General features: G+C 40.2%; 14 protein-coding genes and 1 pseudogene. 1 reads left to right on the top strand and 14 read right to left on the bottom strand.

Going from position 1 to position 20373, the window contains the following annotated elements; genetic code table 11:
* Positions 1-285: 285 nt before the first annotated feature.
* The 14 genes from DWZ47_RS26415 to DWZ47_RS26350 form a co-directional block, all read right to left on the bottom strand.
* Positions 286-1749, bottom strand: coding sequence for a carboxypeptidase-like regulatory domain-containing protein (locus DWZ47_RS26415; RefSeq protein ID WP_004307617.1), 1464 nt, complete (start codon positions 1747-1749; stop codon positions 286-288).
* Between the two features lie 46 nt (positions 1750-1795).
* Complete coding sequence (locus DWZ47_RS26410; RefSeq protein ID WP_117515235.1) at positions 1796-3013, bottom strand: YjbH domain-containing protein; 1218 nt, start codon at positions 3011-3013, stop codon at positions 1796-1798.
* 6 nt (positions 3014-3019) lie between these two features.
* Positions 3020-3769 carry a YjbH domain-containing protein gene (locus tag DWZ47_RS26405; RefSeq protein WP_004325599.1) on the bottom strand — a complete coding sequence of 250 codons (750 nt, stop codon included), beginning with the start codon at positions 3767-3769 and terminating at the stop codon, positions 3020-3022.
* A 414-nt stretch (positions 3770-4183) separates the two neighbouring features.
* Entirely contained in the window at positions 4184-5137 is a 954-nt protein-coding gene (locus DWZ47_RS26400; RefSeq protein WP_117515233.1) for a tyrosine-type DNA invertase cluster 3b, read from the bottom strand.
* Positions 5138-5350: 213 nt separating this feature from the next.
* Positions 5351-7699 carry a beta-galactosidase gene (locus tag DWZ47_RS26395; protein WP_117515231.1) on the bottom strand — a complete coding sequence of 783 codons (2349 nt, stop codon included), beginning with the start codon at positions 7697-7699 and terminating at the stop codon, positions 5351-5353.
* 368 nt (positions 7700-8067) lie between these two features.
* Positions 8068-9432 (bottom strand): glycoside hydrolase family 28 protein, encoded by a 1365-nt coding sequence (locus tag DWZ47_RS26390; protein ID WP_055168081.1) that lies wholly within the window; start codon positions 9430-9432, stop codon positions 8068-8070.
* The gene (locus DWZ47_RS26385; protein ID WP_374938670.1) at positions 9433-10689 is read right to left on the bottom strand and encodes a DUF2264 domain-containing protein; all 1257 of its coding nucleotides are present in this window, start codon (positions 10687-10689) and stop codon (positions 9433-9435) included.
* Between the two features lie 27 nt (positions 10690-10716).
* On the bottom strand, positions 10717-11889 hold the full coding sequence (locus DWZ47_RS26380) for a glycoside hydrolase family 88 protein (RefSeq protein ID WP_117515227.1): 1173 nt from the start codon (positions 11887-11889) through the stop codon (positions 10717-10719).
* A 207-nt stretch (positions 11890-12096) separates the two neighbouring features.
* Positions 12097-13656, bottom strand: coding sequence for an OmpH family outer membrane protein (locus tag DWZ47_RS26375; RefSeq protein WP_117515225.1), 1560 nt, complete (start codon positions 13654-13656; stop codon positions 12097-12099).
* Positions 13631-14056, bottom strand: coding sequence for an ExbD/TolR family protein (locus DWZ47_RS26370; protein ID WP_004307631.1), 426 nt, complete (start codon positions 14054-14056; stop codon positions 13631-13633). The genes DWZ47_RS26375 and DWZ47_RS26370 overlap by 26 nt, the downstream gene beginning before the upstream one ends.
* Positions 14057-14060: 4 nt before the next feature.
* Positions 14061-14507: an ExbD/TolR family protein gene (locus tag DWZ47_RS26365; RefSeq protein ID WP_004325585.1), complete on the bottom strand. Its 447-nt coding sequence runs from the start codon at positions 14505-14507 to the stop codon at positions 14061-14063.
* Entirely contained in the window at positions 14491-15876 is a 1386-nt protein-coding gene (locus DWZ47_RS26360) for a MotA/TolQ/ExbB proton channel family protein (protein WP_117515223.1), read from the bottom strand. The genes DWZ47_RS26365 and DWZ47_RS26360 overlap by 17 nt, the downstream gene beginning before the upstream one ends.
* 344 nt (positions 15877-16220) lie before the next feature.
* Positions 16221-17789, bottom strand: a complete 1569-nt coding sequence (locus DWZ47_RS26355) for an ATP-binding protein (protein WP_117515221.1) — start codon at positions 17787-17789, stop codon at positions 16221-16223.
* 186 nt (positions 17790-17975) lie between these two features.
* A complete protein-coding gene (locus DWZ47_RS26350; RefSeq protein ID WP_004307635.1) occupies positions 17976-19277 on the bottom strand; it encodes a VapE domain-containing protein in 1302 nt (433 codons plus the stop codon).
* Positions 19278-19600: 323 nt separating this feature from the next.
* On the opposite strand from DWZ47_RS26350, the pseudogene DWZ47_RS26345 reads away from it, so the two are divergent.
* Positions 19601-20238 (top strand): annotated as a pseudogene (locus DWZ47_RS26345) (HU family DNA-binding protein).
* Positions 20239-20373 lie beyond the last annotated feature (135 nt).

Below are 20373 nucleotides of genomic sequence, written 5' to 3'. Positions count from 1 at the left end.
TATGAACATGCCCCAAAGGGTTTATTGGAAAAGGAGCATATTCAAAAGGGTTTTATCTTAAAATGAATAATTAAAAACTTATTATACTGCCATCAACTTGACAAACGGTATCAAAGTCATATCAACGATCTTCACAGACAGTTGATATTTGGGGAAATGTGCATCAAAATAAAATCTGATGCATGGGGCCAATTAGGTAAAGAAGTACCTCTGTACTTTTTTCTAATCGACTAAGGCAGGGATTCAATGCTACAAATGAATCTAAGCCCCTTACTATAAAACATCTTAGATACTACCACCCTTACCACCGCTATGTGTCGGATTATAAGTAACCGTTTTATATTGATGGTCCGTACCGGTATAACGAGTTGCTGTAATCGAAACAGACTTTGCAGTACCCTTAAACTTTACATTAGCCGTCAACGTGGTAGTACGGACTTTTGCATAGCAAGTATAACTCATGGTAGTATATCCGTTTACATTTACAGTGTTATAAACACGTTCAGTTTCCGTAATGCCAGATACCGATCCCATTAATGAGAACATACGAGTTTTCATAAAAGCAACCATTGCATTCACCGTTTTTGTATCTTCAGCACTAGCACCAGCTCCTAATTGCGATTTAACTTCAGCAACAAGACCAGCATCATTCTTATCATAGTCCCAACCAGACTTTTCCTTATATTTCAGTTCAATGCCAGTCACCGCTTTAGCATTCTCGCTATTATCACGACTAGCTTGTCCTAGAATATTAGTTGTCACAGTTTCATTACTAATCTTGCTATATACTTTATTCTCTATAGCATAAGCAGAGAAGTGATCGACTTCGGCTGTATATGCAGTGACAGCTCCACTTTCTGTAGTAGAAGATATATTTTTAATTACATTTCCATTATTATCTTTTGCATCCCCCCATTCTCCTGTATTTGGATTCTGATAAGTAAGTATCATATCAGCATCAGCGAATGTTATTCCAGGGATAGGATTAGGAATAGAAATCGTAACAGACTTCTTAAATTTCAAACCAGACGGTTCAAATTTAGCAGCAGCTAAAGGTATGCTTTTAGGTACATCTCTATTCACGTCCTCTGCCTTTACTTCAGTAGTTACTTCTTCAGGAGCAGGAACAAAGGTTGTCACACTAATGTTGACTTTACCATCTTCAACAATTCCTGCTTGTTGTTGAGATGCCTCAATTGCATCTTCCGGTATTGTCAGTTCGACTTTCACGAGCGGTTTATCCTCTACCACTTCTTCCGGAGCAACTTCTCCCGGCTTTTCAATTGCCTGATTCGATTCACTATTATCCTCTACTTTAGTTTCTCCTGTAGCCTCTATTGACACAGCAGTTTTCGGACTCTCCTTTGTCAAAGCCAGAGCTACCGTTACCACACTACGATTCTCTGCATTATTTGCAATGACAACTGACGTTTTCTGTGAAAGATATCCATTAGAAGACGCTTCAATACTATAAGTACCTGTAGCACTTTCTGTAACAGAGAACTTACCATTCGAGTCGGTTGTGTAATTTTTACTACCCACTTTTACCTTTGCCCCATCCATTGCTGCTCCTCCGGAAGTCACTGTCCCCATAATGTAATACTCTACAACCGGTTTCGGAGTTTCAACAACTTCCCCTTCTGCCGGTTTCGGATCGTCATCATCATCGTGACAGGCTACTGTCGCAAAAGTTAACATACCCAAGGCTATCGCCATGGCACCCACATAAAACCATTTTACACTTTTCATAATGTTCAAATTTGTTAAAAATACTAGTTTAAATATCAATCATGTTTCACTTCTCACTCGTTCTAATCAAATAATATCGAATATAATCCGGCTGCCAGAAGTGTGAATTCTCTGCCGACTTAGGTTCAACACTATAACTTTCGCCCAATGAACGATGGGCGTATTCATTCCCGCTACGCATATCATACTGAAAAGCAAAATATTCGGGAAGCATCACCCGTAGCAAATGTCGCCTGCGTTTCTTTCCCGGTAATGGAATAGAGAAATTAAACCCTGCATTCGTTGCTCCATCTGTGTACATACCATATATACCTACAATATATTCGCCGAAATAGCGTGAAAGAGTTCCGCGTACTCCATAATCTCCATAAATAAAGCGGGCCCCTTCTACTTTCACCAAGGTATTCACTTCCGGCACATAATATCCTACGCTAATCTGTCCATTGACTCTTTTCCACTTACTCATTTTCCAGTCACTGCCATAGAAATGGGAAGAACCGGTAATTCCTCCTCCACCTTCTACCGTCCACCTGCCGTTTGCTGAAAAATAGCCGATTCCTGCAGCAAGTCCCTGACGGTCATTAGAGAAACTACCGCCAGTGAGGTATCCTTTCCAATGGTTAGCCAAGCGAAAATCCTGACGCAAAGCCATGAATCCCAAGCGAACGCAGTTCCACTTACCATCTTCATTACTTACAATAGGCAAAGAAACCTGCATCCGTAGCGAAGCTCCTTTCCATAATTGCATTTCCAGGGCAGGTTGCAACTCGAGAGCCGCTTTATACAACTTATAAGTTACATTATTGACTAACATCACGTTGGGATATACCACCAAATCGACCTTACCGAAAGAACTTTCTTTTCGTTTTACGCCTTTCAGCTGCCGTACAGCAGTTTCGGTAGAAGTAGTCATCCCCATCTTGCGATACACTTCATCCAACGCACATTCACCGGCTTGATATTTTTGAATCAATTCTGCAGGGATGGTTATGCATAATTGTGGTAAGGCATTATCTAATATAAGTAGCTGCAAAGTCGGTATTTCCGGTATAGCGACCAAATGACGTATGGCAATACCGATTCCATTATAAATACCCCTATAAGCAGAGGTCTCAAAAGCCGCAGTTATCGTGTCCCTTTTCTCCACAACTGAAATATTCTCCATATCCAACTCTTTCAGTGTCTCACTCACACGAACTGGCTGTGCCTGTAACAAAGAAATACCACAGAGAAAAACAGCGGTCGCACTAACAATCCTTTTCATCTTCTTTTAATGCATTAATGTACATTCATACCGCAGACCGGCGGAAACACATGTAAATTCGCGAGTAAACACATTGACGGACAAATGCTTCCAAAAGCGCATGGCAGCACCCATATTCCATCCACGCGTATCATATTCCACCATCAACTTCAATTCTTTGCAAAAAGAAGGCGTATAGCGGACACCTCCGAAAGGTCCTTTATTAAATACACGACAATCACCTTGATGAATATACCATCCGGCCGTTACAGCCAATTGGTCTCCCGAACGAAATCCGATAGTCTTTGTCAACACACCATAATAAGCTCCCCAATACGGAGTCTTCTTCTCCGTCAAAAGATCATCTCCACCAATCACAACAGCTGGGAAATAGCGACTTTCTTTTAGCGGACGAATACGAATCGTATTAGAACGGTCCTGATTATGATAACCCGTTCTGCCTGTACCGGTTGTCATTTTGAGTAATGTCATCCGGTAAGTGAATTCGATAAAAGAGAAAAGAGTCATATCTACAAAATAGTTCATGGTAGGAAAACTGAAAACCGATGGAGTAACTTGCTCGGGTAAGAAATTGACTCCTCCCATAAATGTACCGGTCTCCTGCATTTCAGCGGTAGGAATCATCAACTGTCCCGTTGTTCCCATGGAATATTGCGCATGAACCAGACCGCTCATCGGAATGAGTATCAGAAATAGAATACTACCTTTTAACGAAATAAATGGCTTATTCCTAAAAGCCGCTTTAGTTTGTTTCATCTTTATTTGTATGTTATACTTTTAAATAGAGATATTCTCAAAACTTTTTTGATTAATCCACTATTTTTACCTTATATAATTCTGTTACTTCTTAGGTAACGGAAAACACACAATCAAGACCAATCGGAATGAGAACAGAGAAAAACATCGACAATTACAGTGGTAGAAGAGTTTTTGCCTTTAGCGAAGGGGAAAATTCTTTTTAAAACAGGACATATAAATCATAGGGCATGAAGATATGATTATTTCATGTTCGGATTTTTTTTTGCCGTATGCATCAGATAAAACGAAAAAAAATGGGAGAATATTTGTTTGCTATTTATATTTTTGTCTATCTTTGCGTCATATTTGATTCCGTTACCTAAGAAGTAACGGATACATTTAAATACTGATTATTAAAGCTTTGTCCATCTATCACCTACTTACATTGTAATTTCTAACGTAAGATAAATTCTTTCTATTCACTTCTGTGCGTTCTCTTAATCCAAAGCCTTTCAGATATATTTGTGTGGTTTTAATAGATTTGTGTCCCAGTGATTCACTAATCATTTCAATCGGAACTCCGCGATACTTGGCAGTAGTGGCCCAAGAATGTCGGAAGGTATATGAAGTGACGGGTGAGTTCAGGCGCAACACTCTCGCCAAATCCTTCAAAGAATTATTAAAACGACGAAGAGCAGACTGATATTCTTTATATGCTTTTTCATCTTTCCGCTTCTTATCACCATGCAGAATATCGAATAAATAGTCGGGACAGTCAGGAAGAGCGGGTTTATTGCTTCGAAGCTGATTCATCATCTCTTTTGCACTTTCCAGAATTTCCAGGCTCATAGGTGTTTTAGTCTTGATACGGTTATATTGAAGCACATTCTGGTCTAAAGCCGATTTCTCCAAATGCGCCAAATCCGCGAATGACATTCCACAGAACTGAAACATCAGAGCTGCAATCGTCTGCGTACGACGCAAACGTTCGGATTTCGGGTCCTCATACAGTAGTTTGTGCAATTCGGTCACAGGCAATGCTTTCTTTTGCCGGATATCCACGCCTGTATAGACATCATGAAACAACCGGGGAACATAAGGGGCACTTCCCGCTTCTACTCCTCGATTGTAAATACTACGCAGCATACGCATATAAGTAGAAACCGTATTGAGCTTTAATCCGGACTCGCAAAGATGCTGTCCATAGCAACGTAAACATTCCCGCGTGACTTGCCTGAACGATATGTTCTGTGTTCCACAAAACTTACTAAAAGAAAAAAGAGCATTCTTATAAACATGAGCGGTAGAATATCGCCCTTCTTTTCGCAAACGCTCAATGTACACTCTGGCACATTGGTTAAATCCATTTTTATTCATTTTTTGCATCACTAGTTATTTTAGATTATATAATATAAGAGAAAGAACAAAAGTAAGCTACTTTATGATTTCAACTATTATAAAAAAAGGGAAAGTAAAAGAAAACCTTCACTCACGTGGAAGTTATTCTTTTACTTTCCTATAACTTAATGAACAAACTTAATAATTAACCTTTGACTTAAATATCTCAAGTACGTATCACAAACATATAATTACCCTTTCTTAAAGTTTAAAAGGCGTCATCTTCAAATATACCCGATAATCCTTTATCATTCCCGTCTTGTCGGCTTCCGCTCTTGGCAAATAAGAAAATCCCGTGACTATCTTATCCTCACCAAGATTAATCACAATCTGATGTGGAAATTTATGTTTAGCAGCTGAAGAGTAGCTAGTATGCCAGAAAGTAGATTCCTGTAAGTCAAATACATTCGTTGCAATGTTATTTGCCTCTTCTGTTTCTTCACTATCTGCATAAATAACCTTCCAATGCTGGCGTGACAAAGGTTTACCATCGGCTCCTAACAATTCTAATTCTGCAATAGCTGCAAAGTCTTTTCCATCATAAGCATTCAATGCTTCAAGACAAAAGAAACGAGTTTCCACTTCCTTTCCGAATTTCACATGTTGCCAACCATTACCGGATTTGAAAGTTCCTTCATAAACAGGTTTTTCTCCTGTTAAATCCAAATTCTCACCAACCTTACGATGTGCATAAGCAGCACCGTGTACACGCAGGTTATCAAGAATAGGTTGTTGTAATCCTTCTGTCTGTGGCTGTACAGAACCAGCCATATCCAATATAATCACTTCATTCTCTCCTTTCTTCAACCAACATCCCGGCACATATAAGGTTTGTTGTGGCCCAATTTCCCAGTAACGTCCAATAGCATAACCGTTCACCCAAACCATACCTTTACTCCAGTTAGTCATATTCAAGAATGTATCACCTGTTTTGTCCAACGTAAAGGTTCCCCGATAGTAGGCAGGATATTTCTGGGGATTATCCTGTTTTACAAATTTCTTATTTTGCGCAAAAGCATAATCAACCGGAATATTATAAACTTTCCAGTTCTTCAATGAAGTAATAACACCATTATTCGACTGGACTTCCACTTTTTCAGTGATACCCTTCCAATCATAAATGCCTTTACCAAAATTCATACGTCCCATTGCTTCTACCAAAATATCCAGCTGGGCCCCTTCTTTCATTGGAGGAAGAATAACCGTACCTTCACCTTTTAAACGACTTAATGTAGCTAATTTCTTACCATCCAAGAAAACCTGTGCCCAGTCATGAGCCTCTGTGATTGTCAGAGTCTGTTCTTCTTTAGATGCCGGCAGTGTAGTCCGGTACAAAATACTTCCCCATCCCTGATCGAACGCCTCCATTGACTGAATGTTTTCACTAATCTTTGGCTCCGGCAGATTATCAAACAGTATCGCCACTTCATTCAACTTGAATGACGGAATGGCAATAGTCGGAATAGAATCCGGAACTTCCGGCAATGACTCACCTTCGGGTAAATAGTTACTTAACAAATTGCGTACTTCAAAATATTTAGGAGTAACTTTCCCTGATTCATTGATGGGAGCATCATAATCATAAGACGTACACGTCGGAGAGAAATTAGGAAAATTTGCTCCTCCCCAATGTCCGAAACTAGTACCTCCATGAGTCATATACAAACTAAATGAAATATTCCGGTCAAGCATTTCTTTCATTCCTTTTACCAAATCCTCCGCACTACGTGTCTCATGCTTCGCTCCCCAATGATCGAACCATCCAGACCAAAACTCACTACACATCAACGGAATATCAGGACGAAGTTCTTGCAAACGCTTAAATTGATCGTCAATATTAGCCCCTGTACCAAAGTTGATTGTCCAAAGCAAATCATCCAATGCATTATTCTCAAAGTTCGAATTCCAGTCACATTGGAATAAAGGAACTCCTGTGAAACCTGCTTGCTTTACAATATCACGTATTTCGGCAATGTATGGTTTGTCTATTCCGAATGATCCATATTCATTCTCAACCTGTACCATAATGATATTGCCACCTTTACTAATCTGAAGATCGGTAAGCTGTTTGCCCACTTCGTTCATAAATAGTTTCACCCGTTCCATATAATACGGATCCTGTTCACGAAGTTTGATATCCTTCTTCTTTAATAACCACCAAGGCAATCCACCCATTTCCCACTCTGCACAAACATACGGTCCGGGACGAACGATCACATACATTCCGTTTTCCTGTGCCAATCGACAGAAAGCCGCAATATCTTTCTGACCGGTAAAGTCATATTTTCCTTCTTCCGGCTCATGGAAATTCCAAAAGACATAAAGACAAATGGTATTCATACCTAATGCCTTACACATTTTGATACGATGCTCCCAATACTCTTTTGGTATACGGGGATAATGAATTTCGGCTGCTTTTACCACAAACGGTTTTCCGTTAAGTAAAAATGTCTTGTCCCCTATTTCAAATGTCTCCTTTGAAGATTGGGAACAGGAAGTGCTGAAAACAGTCACTAATAAAATAAGCAAATACAATAAAGGTTTCTTCATTTTCTAATTTATTGTTTTCATGATACATTCATCTCTTTTATAAATTCACCATCGGCTAATGTTCCCATTAAGACCGACAGCGAATTTGAAAACCAATCTCATTCAATTACCCTAAAAACTAAAACTATTACCTATTGAAAACTAAATCTGATGCAAAGATGGGGTATTCTTCTTACACAAAGGTTCTCAAATCAGTCAAAACAGGACAATATTCATTCAACATAGCCTAAATATTGCTTTTTTGCAGTGTTTTTTATTCATTATAAAAAATCCCGCCAATACATTTTACAATATCGACGGGACCAACATATATAATAAAGGTTAGTTAGTGTAATTTTTTAAATCTGTCATCATAATACAATAGCCATTCATTCCCTCAATGAACCGTATGTCACATTATCCTCCTTTACGTTCTTAACGTTATGGACTTTTTTCACAAAATCGTTCACCTTATCCACATGTACGTCTTTTATAACCACATTTCTGACAGGCAATTTTGCATCTCCCTTTAGCTCATATATCGCATCAGCAGACTCACAAATCACATTTTTCAAATAAATGCCATCAATACGAGTAATACGTTCTTCATAAGTAGGAACAAGCTCCCTCCACTGATAGAGTACATCTGTATCTATTTCCAATACACGTTGCACATGCCCTGTTCTTATATTTTCCATGTGAATATTTTCAACAAACGCTCCTCGCCTATGATTTGTCTTCACAAAGAAAAGTCGTCGTACAGATTGTGGTACCTTACAATCATGCATATACACATTGCGAATACCACCTGAAATCTCACTGCCAATCCCTAATAAAGTATGTCCTTCCAGAATATTACAATTACGAATTACAATATTTTCAGTCGGAGTGTTCAATCTCCAGGCGTCACGATTACGACCAGCCTTAATCACCACCGCATCATCACCTTGGTCAAAGGTACAATCCTCCACTAGAAAATTACGAGTCATCTCCAAATCAATGCCGTCGTTATTGTGCCCATGCGCTTTAACATCCAGATGACGTACTATCCCGCCATTGCACATATACATATGAATCGTCCAAAAGGGGCTTTCACGAATCTTAAAGCTATCAAGCAGCACATTCTCACAACGATTAAAATGTATCAGATGTGGACGAAGATGATTCTCACCTACCGCCATCTGTCGTTTTTCAACAGGTACATCTTTGGACGCCATCGTATACAACTTTCTAAGGGCATCCATGTGAGCCTTAGGACGGGCAAACCACTTCTTCCAACAATCCATCTTCGGACTTAACATACCTGTTCCTGTAATAGCCACATTCTTGCACTCAAAAGCATAAATCAAAGGTGAATAGTTATAACATTCCATCCCCTCCCAAGACGTCATTACGGCTGGCAAATAATGAGAAGGATTATCCGTAAAACGTAGTACCGCCCCTTCAGCCAAATACAAGTTTACATTACTCTTGAGATGGATTGGTCCGGTCAACCATTCTCCTTCAGGTATAACTACTCTCCCGCCTCCTGCCTGATTACAAGCAGCTATAGCACCCGCAATTGCATCAGAAACATCCGCCCTTCCTCCTTTTACAGCACCATAATTTACAATGGAGAAATCTTGATCAGGATACATAAACTCTTTTATGGGCTCCATTGAAAATGGTGCATCCACTTTCACATATTTGAATTGCCCCCAAAGAGTTGCAAAAGAGACAGCCAACAGCCCTATAGTAAATAAAATTTTCTTCATTTAATAATGTATTGCATGATCTTTGGGAAATTCATGTCCACTCCATGCCTTTTTGGAAGTCCAGTCTTGAGGTTTTGCTGTCCAAAATGAATGACTGGCGGGAAGTCCTAACGGCAGGAATACCTCTGATGTAATATACATACTTCCATTATTACTATACCAGTCCGCCAAACCGGTCTGATGCCCCGCAAAGCCTAATTGCAAAAATCCTTTCTCATTGAAATTACCATCAACAGCAAACAAACGTTTCATGACGCAAGTTAATGCATTACGTACCTGACCTTCCGGAAGTTCTTTGGGCAACATATCTTTCCAACAAAGCATTGACAATGGCTGAAAAACTCCCAAACGATAAGTCATAGAACGACCGAATACCGGAAAAGATGCTTCAGGAGATATAAAACGTTCCAAAATCATTCCGAAACGCTGCATGCGTTTCTTAGCCAAATCTTCCGTTTTCTTTTGCATCTCCAAACTACGGTCATGCAATATTACTTTATGATCGTTGACAGTCTGCATTACTTGTACAAACATAGGTTGAATCACATAACTATTATAGTAATCGAATGCAAAAGTTTCTCCATCCGAATACCAGCCATCACCTACATACCACTCTTCTGCTTTTCGAACAGCTGTATGAATACGGAACAAATCGTATTGTGCATCAGCTTCCATCAAAAAAGATTCAATCATAGCCGAAAACAATAACCAATTTGTGTATGGCGGATCAATCCGACGCAATAACTGAAATTCTTTAATATAACGTTGTTTTGTCACATCATCCAATGGTTCCCAAAGCTGCTTTTTAGCACGAAGAAAGCTACTGGCAATATAAGCCGCATCTACCAAAGGCTGTCCTTCATTTCTCCATAAGAGATAATCAGGGCTATCCGGATTAACAGCATGTGCATAGCTCTTCAAAGCCCATTCACGCAATTGCCTGCGCATTTTACCTTCTTCCGTATCATCGTCCGGCAAAGAAAGCCAAGGAGCAATACCGGACATCAAGCGTCCGAAACATTCCATGTACGTCACATCCTTACTGCGTCCATCCCATGTTGGGCTGATCTCTACCTGCATATTTTTCTTCAACTCCCCTTTGCTCATATTACTCAATACAGGAGCAGCAATCTTATATGCCATCTGTGCCCAATATTCACGGTCACTGATTTCCTTTTCTACCTTCCCCTTTTTAGCATAAGTTACTGTACTGAACACACACAATAAAATGAAGACCAGGATATTTTTATTTTTCATCATTACATTCAAATATAAAAAACAATTTTAATTATTCAGATATTTCACCATTTCAGAACCCGCCAACAGGAAAGCTCCTACCCCAAAGTCCGCAGTCGTCTCCGGTCCTACATTCTTATGTTGGTCTGCTCTTTCACCGATTGGTTGTACATAGCCTATCTTTCCATTGGGTTGCAAGGCTATTTCAGTCAAGTATTTCCAACCTTGTTTTATAACAGGTTCATAAGTTGATTTATCCAAAAATCCATTATTCACACCCCAAAGATACCCATAGGTAAAGAAAGCTGTCCCACTTGTTTCACGTCCCGGAGCCTGCACCGGATCCAACAAACTACGGGTCCAGTATCCTTCTTCCTGTTGTGCAGCAGCCAATGATTTAGCCATAGCCTGGTATATGGTAATATATTCAGCACGATGTGCATCATTTTCGGGTAGGTCCTGCAAAACTTTAGCCAAACCTGCAAACACCCAACCATTACCCCTAGACCAAAAGTCTTTCAATCCTTGATTTGTCTTATGTTTCGGGTAGATGTATTTTCCATCGCGATAAAACAGGGCACTTTCCTCATCATACATGAGATTTTTAGCATAAGTAAAGTACTCATAGAGTTTATCCAAATATTGCTGATTATCTGTAACCTTATAAAGTTTGGTCATCACCGGCATTACCATATACAATCCGTCTGCCCACCACCAATAATCATTGTTGGGAGTTGACATTTCATATTCCATCACTTCCTTGGCACGGGCTATTTTATACTCTGCCGGCTCACGGTCCATGTTATACAAGTCAATATAAGTCTGGAAACAAATCTGCCAATCTCCAAAGAGAACATGTTCCATCGTTTCACCATAATTATATTTCCACTTGGATTTATCATCAGAAGTAGCTCCTTTCCATTGATTCTTTTCAGCCCATGCTTCCGAATACTTCTTGTAAGTCTCATTACCGGTTACTTCATAAGCTGCAATATTTCCGGTATGATAAGCAGCCGGATGCCAAAAGGCAAATGCCGGTTCCGGATTCTCCGCCTGCCAATAGTCATTTACTTTCTTAATAGTCTCAATAACCTTTGACTTTGTCCATACACTATCGGTAATTGCTTCATTCTGATTGTTACTCTTACCTAATTTACATCCTGCCATGCTAATACTGAAAACACAGCTTAATACCCAAAAAGAAATTCTTCTAAAGTTCATTAATTATACAGTTTTTCGTGGTTATTATTACAATGCAAAGATGCACCCTTTTTAGGACAGAAACGTCCTAAAATGAATCAAAACCGTACAAAAATCATTCAATGCACATAAAAAGAAAGTTATGGAAGGCACATAAAGCCTTCACATAACTTCTACCAATAATTAATCCTTAAACAATCTTTCTATTAAAACTAAACACACATCTATCTATTTACTTTGGGGAATAATCAAAAAACTAAACCCACACGGCCCGCCACCTCCATTCTCCAGCCGAACCAAAACCTTATTCCACCCCTGTCGAAACTGAAAAGGAGCGATATGTTCATCAATATTATACCAACTGGTTCCATAGTCACGCCATACATCCTTGCCGTTAATCCATACACGCCCGCTGTCATCCGTACCGATAGCTACCAGCATCGTCGTAGCCTCATCAAAATAAAGCTCGGTATAAGCATAGTAAGTTGAATGACCGGTAGTCACAGGTGGGACATTGTGCATCGATTCACTCTGCATAAACTTCCAACGTAGCGTCCCGTCAAGCTGTACCTCGTCTCCGATAACTTTTAGCGGATCGGAATCCGTTTCCGCAATTCCTGTTCCTATCTGTCCATCAGTATATACAGCATCAAAGTCAATAGAAACTTCTGGTGGATGAACGATGGAAAAATCCTCCCGACCGAAGCTCTCCCACGGTCCAATCATATACCATGTATTGATATAGAGCCATCCCTTACGTTCTGCATCTTTAGAGAAACGCCGTCCGGGCAACGCTTGTGCTTTCACCATTTCCTTGCTCAACTTCGATCCTGAATAAGCACTGAATGTTCCCTTTCCGTCTCCGGAAGCAGAAACCTCTCCACTGCCTCCCATCCCCATGCCAGTTCCGTTCCCATTACCGCTACCATTGCCTCCGGGACCTCCATTCCCCGGACTGCCAGTACCTTGTCCCATTCCGTTTCCAGGATTACCTGCCTGACGAACTGCCCCGAACAGACCTTCCAAACGAGATTGCGCCAACCCTGCCTGACGAGTAGCTTGTCCGAGCAACCCACGATAATTATTCAAATCAGCAGTACTCTTTATCTCTAATCCTCCACTGGCATTACTACCTGCTGAAGTTGCCCACTCACCATCCCTTGACTGCATCCTTATCAATTCATCAAAACCCGGCATACGTGAATTACCCGCTTTCAAAGAACTATACACTTCAGGAAACGACTGTCCCTTGGATAAAGACTGTTTAGCAGCACTCACGGCCAAATGACTTTGTTGAATTTCAGCCTCATAGTCACGTAATACAGCATAAAGTTCTTCTACAGAAGCATTGGCTGACGGATTTCCTGCTTGAGGAATAGCCCGTGCTTTCGATGTATCATTCGCATCAGCAGGTGCTCCCCACGGCAGTTTTCTTTTCTCCACTTTCGCCAACATATCGTCTTTACGCCGTCTCATTGTTTCAGCCATCGTTTGAAACTTCTTCACCTGCTCTTCCAGATTCTTTTTAACCAAGACCTCTGACTGCTCCACCAGCTGCCTGGCATAATTAGCAGGTAATGCCCGTTGTGCCTGTTCCTGTTTTACCTTTTCCGTCAAACTCTTTCTGGACTTTTGATTTTTCTGCTGTTTCATTTGCAAAGCTATCACCTCCTGATCCGGAGACGGCATCTTCCAAATATAGAGTGCTCCGCCCACAAAACAAATCAATGCTATCATCCATGATAGGATAACCGTCAGACGGCTACTCCCTGTTGTAGTTTTCGTCATACGTCCTGATTCCTATATTAGTTAAGTTATAAAACTGGCAAGCATCCATCACTTCTACAAAACGTCCGAACGGAGTATGCCTGTCCATATCAATGCGAATACGCTTTCCCGGGTCAGTGATACATGTCTGCCGTAACTGTTCCATCATAAAATTGGTAGAACAAGGTTGCCCATCCCAATAAAAATTACCATCGGCATCCAATCCTACAATAGCCTGCTTATCATCCGGCTTCAATTTAACAGCCGATTGTGAAGTTGGCAGATCAACGGGAATATCCCTATTTTTCACTTTCGTCATGGTAGATACCAGAAAGAAAATAAGCAATAAGAACACACAATCAATCAAAGGAGACATAGAAACTTCCGGTTCGTCCTCGTTATTAAATAATGATAGTCTCATAGGCTTAATAAGGTTTGCTTCCAAGGCGTACACGTGTATGTGTAAACCCCTGTATTTGACATTGGTCGAATATCTCTATTACTGTGCTTACCGGTACAGTGCGATAGGCCGTCACATCGATATTTGTTTCCACTCCCCGACTATTGCGTAATTCAGAAAGAAAAGCACTTAAATCTTTTACAGGCAAGTAAGTACTTTCCCCCGAATAGGCATCATGCCCTACTACCTGATACACATTCTTCTTTTCGTCTACTGCGATAATCACCGCTTCCTCGCCTGCCCGTGTAGTGGAAAGGCTTGAAGTCATTGTAGGAAGCGTTAACGGAATCTGCATTTCCCATTTTTTCATCATCGTAGTTACTAAAAAGAAAATGAGCAGCAAGAACACACAGTCTATCAAAGGAGACATTTGCACTTCTACCTTATCATCGTCATCATAATTCAGTCTCATTCTTTTCCTCCTTGTTGTCCAGATACAATTTGGTAATCACTTCTTCCACTTTTACCTCTACCAGTGAAGCCATACGCATGATACGATTCTTGATAATAAAGTATAAAGCAATGGCAGGAGCAGCTATAATCAAACCGGCAGCAGTTGTTATCAATGCTTTGGAGATAGAATCAGACAAAATAGAGGCACCACCTTCATCCCCATATAAAGCAACCAGGCCGAATGCTTCTATCATACCGACAACAGTACCTAACAAACCAATTAACGGAGCCAATGAAGCGATAACAGAAAGAGGATATATACGTGCCAAATGTGTACGAATATCACGTGCAGCCATGTCACCTGCCGTCTGGCTTACAGCCTCACGCCCGGCTTTTACATGCTCAAAAATAAAACGCAGTGAGTTCGCTAGCGTAGAAGGATACTTGTCACAAGCAGCCAATGCTCCTTTCAAATCCCCATTTGCCAAACATTCATTGACACTTTTGCACAAAGGTTTCGGAGCCAGGCGACCTTGACGCGAAGTTATCAGTCTCTGAATTGCAATTACAAGAGCTATCAATCCCAACAAATACAATGGATACATCATTGTACCACCTGCCTTAATCTGTGCTCCCCAATCGATGTGCACCCCCTGATCAGCAGCAATACTATCTGATACAGCCTCATCATACATCAACTCATCATCTTCCTCCACTGCCGGAACAACAGTAGCAACCTCACTCGGAAGTACTTTCGGAGCATTTTTTATATCATCCTGTGTTTTTGCCAAAAAGATTTCATCAAAACCAGCATCACGCCTTTCAGGACAAATAAATGACATTCCGGTTAACGTAATATTACCGAAATCCTTCCAAAGGTCGCGTGTCATCACCATCCAGTGTCCAGGCTTGTCACCAAGATCCAGACCTTTCAACTGGTTTATCAAATCTTTTGGTTCTCCAGCGATATAAGTAAAATCATATTTCTTTCCTTTTTGACTAGCTGACTTTTCGGAAACATGAAATTTCATTCCAATCTGTTCTCCCCCCCATTTCACCCAGGCAAAAGTAATATAACGATATTCACCCGGTCCCGGGTTTTCTCGGATAGGGATGGATAAATCTGTCATTTCTGCGGGACTTTTAGCAGCTCCTACATATATATAGTTTTCTGTCTTTTTTGAGTACCCTCCTTTCCGAACATACTTATTATCTTTTACCCATTGTGCCCCATCCGGCAGTTTAGTACTAAACAGTTCGTACAGTCCTTTACCGGATTTACCATTCGTTTGTGCCGAAAGCGGAGTAGTAAACAATAGTATTGCTCCCAAGATGCATACACCCACTATCCCTTTCTTTAAACCAAATTTCATTTTTGTGTAATTCATGTCTATTCTTTTTTTATTATTAACTTTAAATTTATAGCCAACGTAAGTCATCGAACTAATTCACAATGGCAAAGTTCTTAAAAATAATAGAGAAACGGGTACTCTAATCATTCAAAAAGTTCCAAATCTTTAATATACGGCTTTATAAAAAGTCCGATAATCATTCAAAGAGGGGCAAAAATAAATCATATCTGAATCTTCCTTCACAAACAGTTGCTCATACGCTATAAATTAAAGGGGATGTGTCAAAACTAAGACACATCCCCAACATATAAGTAAGCCGCATACCTAAACTGTCAAAGATTAGTGTATGCGGCTATTCGAAATCAATAGCACTTGGCATCTTAAGAATTATCTTCCACTATTTTCCATTCCACAATTCCACGTATCTCGGAAGAAAAGTTCACACCGATCTTATATAATTTACGAGAATCCTTGGCGAAAGGCAAAGCATACCCTTTTTCCTCTATTTGACGTAAAGCCTCGTCAGCGCTACCATCCAATTTCAGTTCCATCACATAGATATAGTCTTTGGCTTGCAGCACAACATCGATACGACCATTGCTGGTAGTACGTTCCACATCGGTATAAAATCCCATCATCTTAAATACCAAGTACATCGCATTCTGAAAATAAAGCTCCATCTTCCCCACTATCTTATAGTCGGTATCGGCAAACATGGATTGCAGACGCTGCATGAAACTATCCACATTACCTTGACGTATATCCATAACAAAGCTGGTAATAATAAAACTGGATTCCTGTTCTGTCACAGGCGTATAAAAAGGTAACAGATACTTAATAAAACCATTCTCAACTTCCTTATTTGGAAAGCCTAATCGATAAATACCAAACTCTTTATCATATCCTTTTATTGTCAAATATCCGCTTTGGTAAATAACAGGAATGGGATTGCGCGACATAGAGTCTATACTATTCAGTAAATCACCCGAAACCTGCTCCTCGGTAATCCTATCCAACCTATAGTTAGAATGTTTCAGCAGATAAACCAAGAAAGACGGAGTACCTGTCTCAAACCAATAATCAGAGAACTTCAGCTTAGACAACGTATTAAAGATACTGAATGGATTGTAAAGTCCTACGGTATCATAATCGAAATGATAACCGTCATACTGTTCTTTCAACTTGACGTAACATTCCTCTTTCGTCAAGCCGTTCCTTTCACCCAATAATGCCACATCGCCATCAAAGTTTTCATGAAGTTCCTTATCCGTAATGCCGCAAATATCCATGTAACGATAGTCCATCGATATATCATTCAGATTGTTCAAATCACTGAACACGCTCACCTTGCCGAATTTCGTCACACCGGTTAGGAAAGCCAGCTTTATATATCTATCCTGCGACTTGAGTACGGAATAAAAAGCTTTCAACAGATTACGATATTCCGCCTGTAATGTCTCGTTACCAATAGCCTGCAACATAGGCTTATCGTATTCGTCCACCAAGATAACCACACGATGCCCTGTTTTCTCGCAAGCACGTCTTACAATCCCTTCAAAGCGCAACGGCAAAGAGATCTCCACCGCCCTTGTACCATAAAGTTGCTCCCAATAAGAAAGAGTACTGTCCAGCCGTCTTCGCAAGCTATCCGGTTCTTTGTAGTTCTCCGTATTCAGATCCAGATGCAGGATAGGATGTTCTTCCCATTTCTGTTCCAGCTTCTCAATGGCAAGCCCTTTGAAGAGTTCTTTTTTTCCGCTCAAATAAGCTTCAATGGTAGATAACAGCAGACTCTTCCCGAAACGGCGGGGACGACTAAGGAAATAATAACGACCGGTAGTCGCCATCCTATACACCAACGCTGTCTTGTCTACATATACATAACCGTCGTTTATCAAACTCTCGAAATTCTGTATACCAATAGGAAATTTGCGTATCACACTATCCATAGTTATTCTTCATTTAATAATTATTCAAAGATAAACATTATTTTCGAGTGACACTCTCACATTCCAAGTAATTTTTATAAGCCCTTCACCTTTTCGCTACAGAGCCCTATCCATAGGCTAAAGCGGGTGAAGGTCTCCCCCTTCACCCAAGCCGTCACTCAAGTCATCACCCAAACCGGTTCTCTCTTACCCAATTTTTACCACCCGATACACATTTCCAAACTTAGTATGCTTACGTTCTATCCCCACCGCTACCAATATTTGCGCCAAACTTGCCGGATTTGCACCACGCATAGCTGCAGGATTCCTCCTTTTTAAACATTGAAATATATCAGCCGCAGAAAGAAGATCACACTCCTCTCTTCTTTCCGCCGACCGATAACAAGCACGCAACACATCTTCCACTGGCCCTTGACGGTAAAACGCCAGATTGCTTTTTTGCAATTCCTGTTCTTCTTCTTTCGTAAACCAATAACGTTGACCGGACAGAATTGCCACTTTCAACTGCGCATAAAGTTGTTCATGTTCAATCGCTTCACAATCAATAGGATGCTCTACTTCCACACAAATAAACCTGCGGCTACCAGTTGGATCAGTGAGCAAATCTTTCCTGTTAGACGTGCCGATAAAAGAAGCTATTCGCGGTAAGGCACGATAGTTCTTCTGATAAGCTTTGCACAAACTCAATGAAGCCATTTGCATCAGATTCTTCAACAAAGGCATTTTTGCAGGAGAAAACTTGTCAAATTCATCCAAATTGAGAAGTCCCATCTCCGCCAGTCTACGTTCCACATTCCCCTGACTTGTTAAATCTACCTTATCCATATAATAACGGCGAAGTACAGGAGGGAGTAAAGACTTACAAAAAGTAGATTTAAAATATCCCTGTTCTGTACTAATGAGCAAGGGAGCTACACTATTCGCATGATCTCCCATTACCCCCATCCATTGTGCCGTCATCCCCAACATCCAAATGCGAAATCCTTTTTCCCACAACGGGCTTTCCGAAACCCGTCGAGCCAATGCGGACACACGGTCTATGCCATCCCATTCCGGCAATTCATCCAGATACAGCCTGAAAGGATGATATTCTGCTATGCGGGTGGAATAAATACACCGCGACAAATCACGATCCCAACACCCAATACCGGCCTCATGCGCTTCCAGACAGATAGTATTCAACACACGTTGATTGACAGGCTGAAATCCCTCGTTCATCCGTTCCAACAAACGAAATTCAGTTTCTTCCGTCAGAACATTATAACGAAAATCATAATGAGATTTCAAGAAAAGGTCTACACTTTCAGTCAACTGTTTCGTTTTAGAAAGCAAATCCCTCTCTTTTATCTCCTTTCTCTCTTTAAGCTCTTCATAACAACTAACCGAAGGCTTTGAAGCGTCTTCCATTAATCCTTCACACTCTCCGCTTTTATAAAAGCGGTTTACAAACTTCTGCCATAATGAAAGCAGCACACTTTTCTTGTCCATAGAATTTCGTTTTAGTATTTAATGGATGCGAATATAATATCCGGAATATGGGATTTACAACTTTTTAATCCCTTCATTTTTATAAAAATGAACTTGGCGTTTTACCTTATTGTTTCTTGTTTATCTCCTAATTAAACCTTATCTTTGGTGCGGACATTTATAGTTTATCACAATAATGATAATATCTTATCACAGTAATGATATGCATATATCATGCTAATGATAAGTACTTATCACAACGATGATAAATAACAGATATCAAGAAGAAAATTAAGAAACATCAAGAAGATAATCTACAAACATCTAAAGAAAAAAGAAAGACTATGGCAGTACAATTTGAACTATATAAGACTCCGATGCCGAAGGAGAAGAAAAACAAGGTAAGATATCATGCGCGTCCGATTAGTTATGAACAGTAAATACGAAAAAACTGGTTTACCGGATTCACGATCGCTGTTCATTAAGCCCGTCTGATGTGACAGCAACTTTGGAAGAACTGAAATACGAAGTGGCACAGTGCCTTAAAGAAGGGAAAAAGGTGCATATCGACGGATTGGGATATCTACAAGTAACTCTTTCCTGCGAAGAAGAAATACGGGATCCTAAAGATAAGCGAGTGCATAAAGTTAAACTGAAAGCAATCAAATTCAAAGCAGACAAAGAACTGAAAGCCGAACTTTCCGATATGGAATTCCACCGTTCGAAATACAGGCCACATTCTGCCGGGCTTTCTGAAGTGGAGATAGATATGGAATTGACAAAGTATTTTGCAGAAAACCAACTTATCACCCGAAAAGACTTCCAGTACCTCTGCGGAATGACACAAATTACTGCATACCGCCATATTAAAAGACTAATCGCAGAGAAGAAGTTGCAAAACAAAGGAACTACCCACCAACCCATTTATACACCCGTTCCAGGTAATTACAGGGTTTCGGTAGCTGTGAAATACAAAGAATAAGAATATATAAAGGTAATGCCCCAAACAATAAATTATTTATATTTGCAAATGTCATTGAGTAAAAACCAATAATATATTGAGTAAGTAAGCGTCTCCGCGATTCTATATAGTGTATTAAAATAAAAAGGCTAATGA

This window comes from Bacteroides sp. AF32-8BH (assembly GCF_003435205.1).
Taxonomy (GTDB): Bacteria; Bacteroidota; Bacteroidia; order Bacteroidales; family Bacteroidaceae; genus Bacteroides; species Bacteroides ovatus.
Note: the sequence above shows the minus strand (reverse complement) of the source record. Positions and strands in the feature narration are given on the sequence as shown.

What these genes read in the sequence shown, in the direction of transcription:
- DWZ47_RS26415 (WP_004307617.1), bottom strand. Translation starts at nt 1,749, where the DNA reads ATGAAAAGTGTAAAATGGTTTTATGTGGGTGCCATGGCGATAGCCTTG.
- DWZ47_RS26410 (WP_117515235.1), bottom strand. Translation starts at nt 3,013, where the DNA reads ATGAAAAGGATTGTTAGTGCGACCGCTGTTTTTCTCTGTGGTATTTCT.
- DWZ47_RS26405 (WP_004325599.1), bottom strand. Translation starts at nt 3,769, where the DNA reads ATGAAACAAACTAAAGCGGCTTTTAGGAATAAGCCATTTATTTCGTTA.
- DWZ47_RS26400 (WP_117515233.1), bottom strand. Translation starts at nt 5,137, where the DNA reads ATGCAAAAAATGAATAAAAATGGATTTAACCAATGTGCCAGAGTGTAC.
- DWZ47_RS26395 (WP_117515231.1), bottom strand. Translation starts at nt 7,699, where the DNA reads ATGAAGAAACCTTTATTGTATTTGCTTATTTTATTAGTGACTGTTTTC.
- DWZ47_RS26390 (WP_055168081.1), bottom strand. Translation starts at nt 9,432, where the DNA reads ATGAAGAAAATTTTATTTACTATAGGGCTGTTGGCTGTCTCTTTTGCA.
- DWZ47_RS26385 (WP_374938670.1), bottom strand. Translation starts at nt 10,689, where the DNA reads ATGAAAAATAAAAATATCCTGGTCTTCATTTTATTGTGTGTGTTCAGT.
- DWZ47_RS26380 (WP_117515227.1), bottom strand. Translation starts at nt 11,889, where the DNA reads ATGAACTTTAGAAGAATTTCTTTTTGGGTATTAAGCTGTGTTTTCAGT.
- DWZ47_RS26375 (WP_117515225.1), bottom strand. Translation starts at nt 13,656, where the DNA reads ATGACGAAAACTACAACAGGGAGTAGCCGTCTGACGGTTATCCTATCA.
- DWZ47_RS26370 (WP_004307631.1), bottom strand. Translation starts at nt 14,056, where the DNA reads ATGAGACTATCATTATTTAATAACGAGGACGAACCGGAAGTTTCTATG.
- DWZ47_RS26365 (WP_004325585.1), bottom strand. Translation starts at nt 14,507, where the DNA reads ATGAGACTGAATTATGATGACGATGATAAGGTAGAAGTGCAAATGTCT.
- DWZ47_RS26360 (WP_117515223.1), bottom strand. Translation starts at nt 15,876, where the DNA reads ATGAATTACACAAAAATGAAATTTGGTTTAAAGAAAGGGATAGTGGGT.
- DWZ47_RS26355 (WP_117515221.1), bottom strand. Translation starts at nt 17,789, where the DNA reads ATGGATAGTGTGATACGCAAATTTCCTATTGGTATACAGAATTTCGAG.
- DWZ47_RS26350 (WP_004307635.1), bottom strand. Translation starts at nt 19,277, where the DNA reads ATGGACAAGAAAAGTGTGCTGCTTTCATTATGGCAGAAGTTTGTAAAC.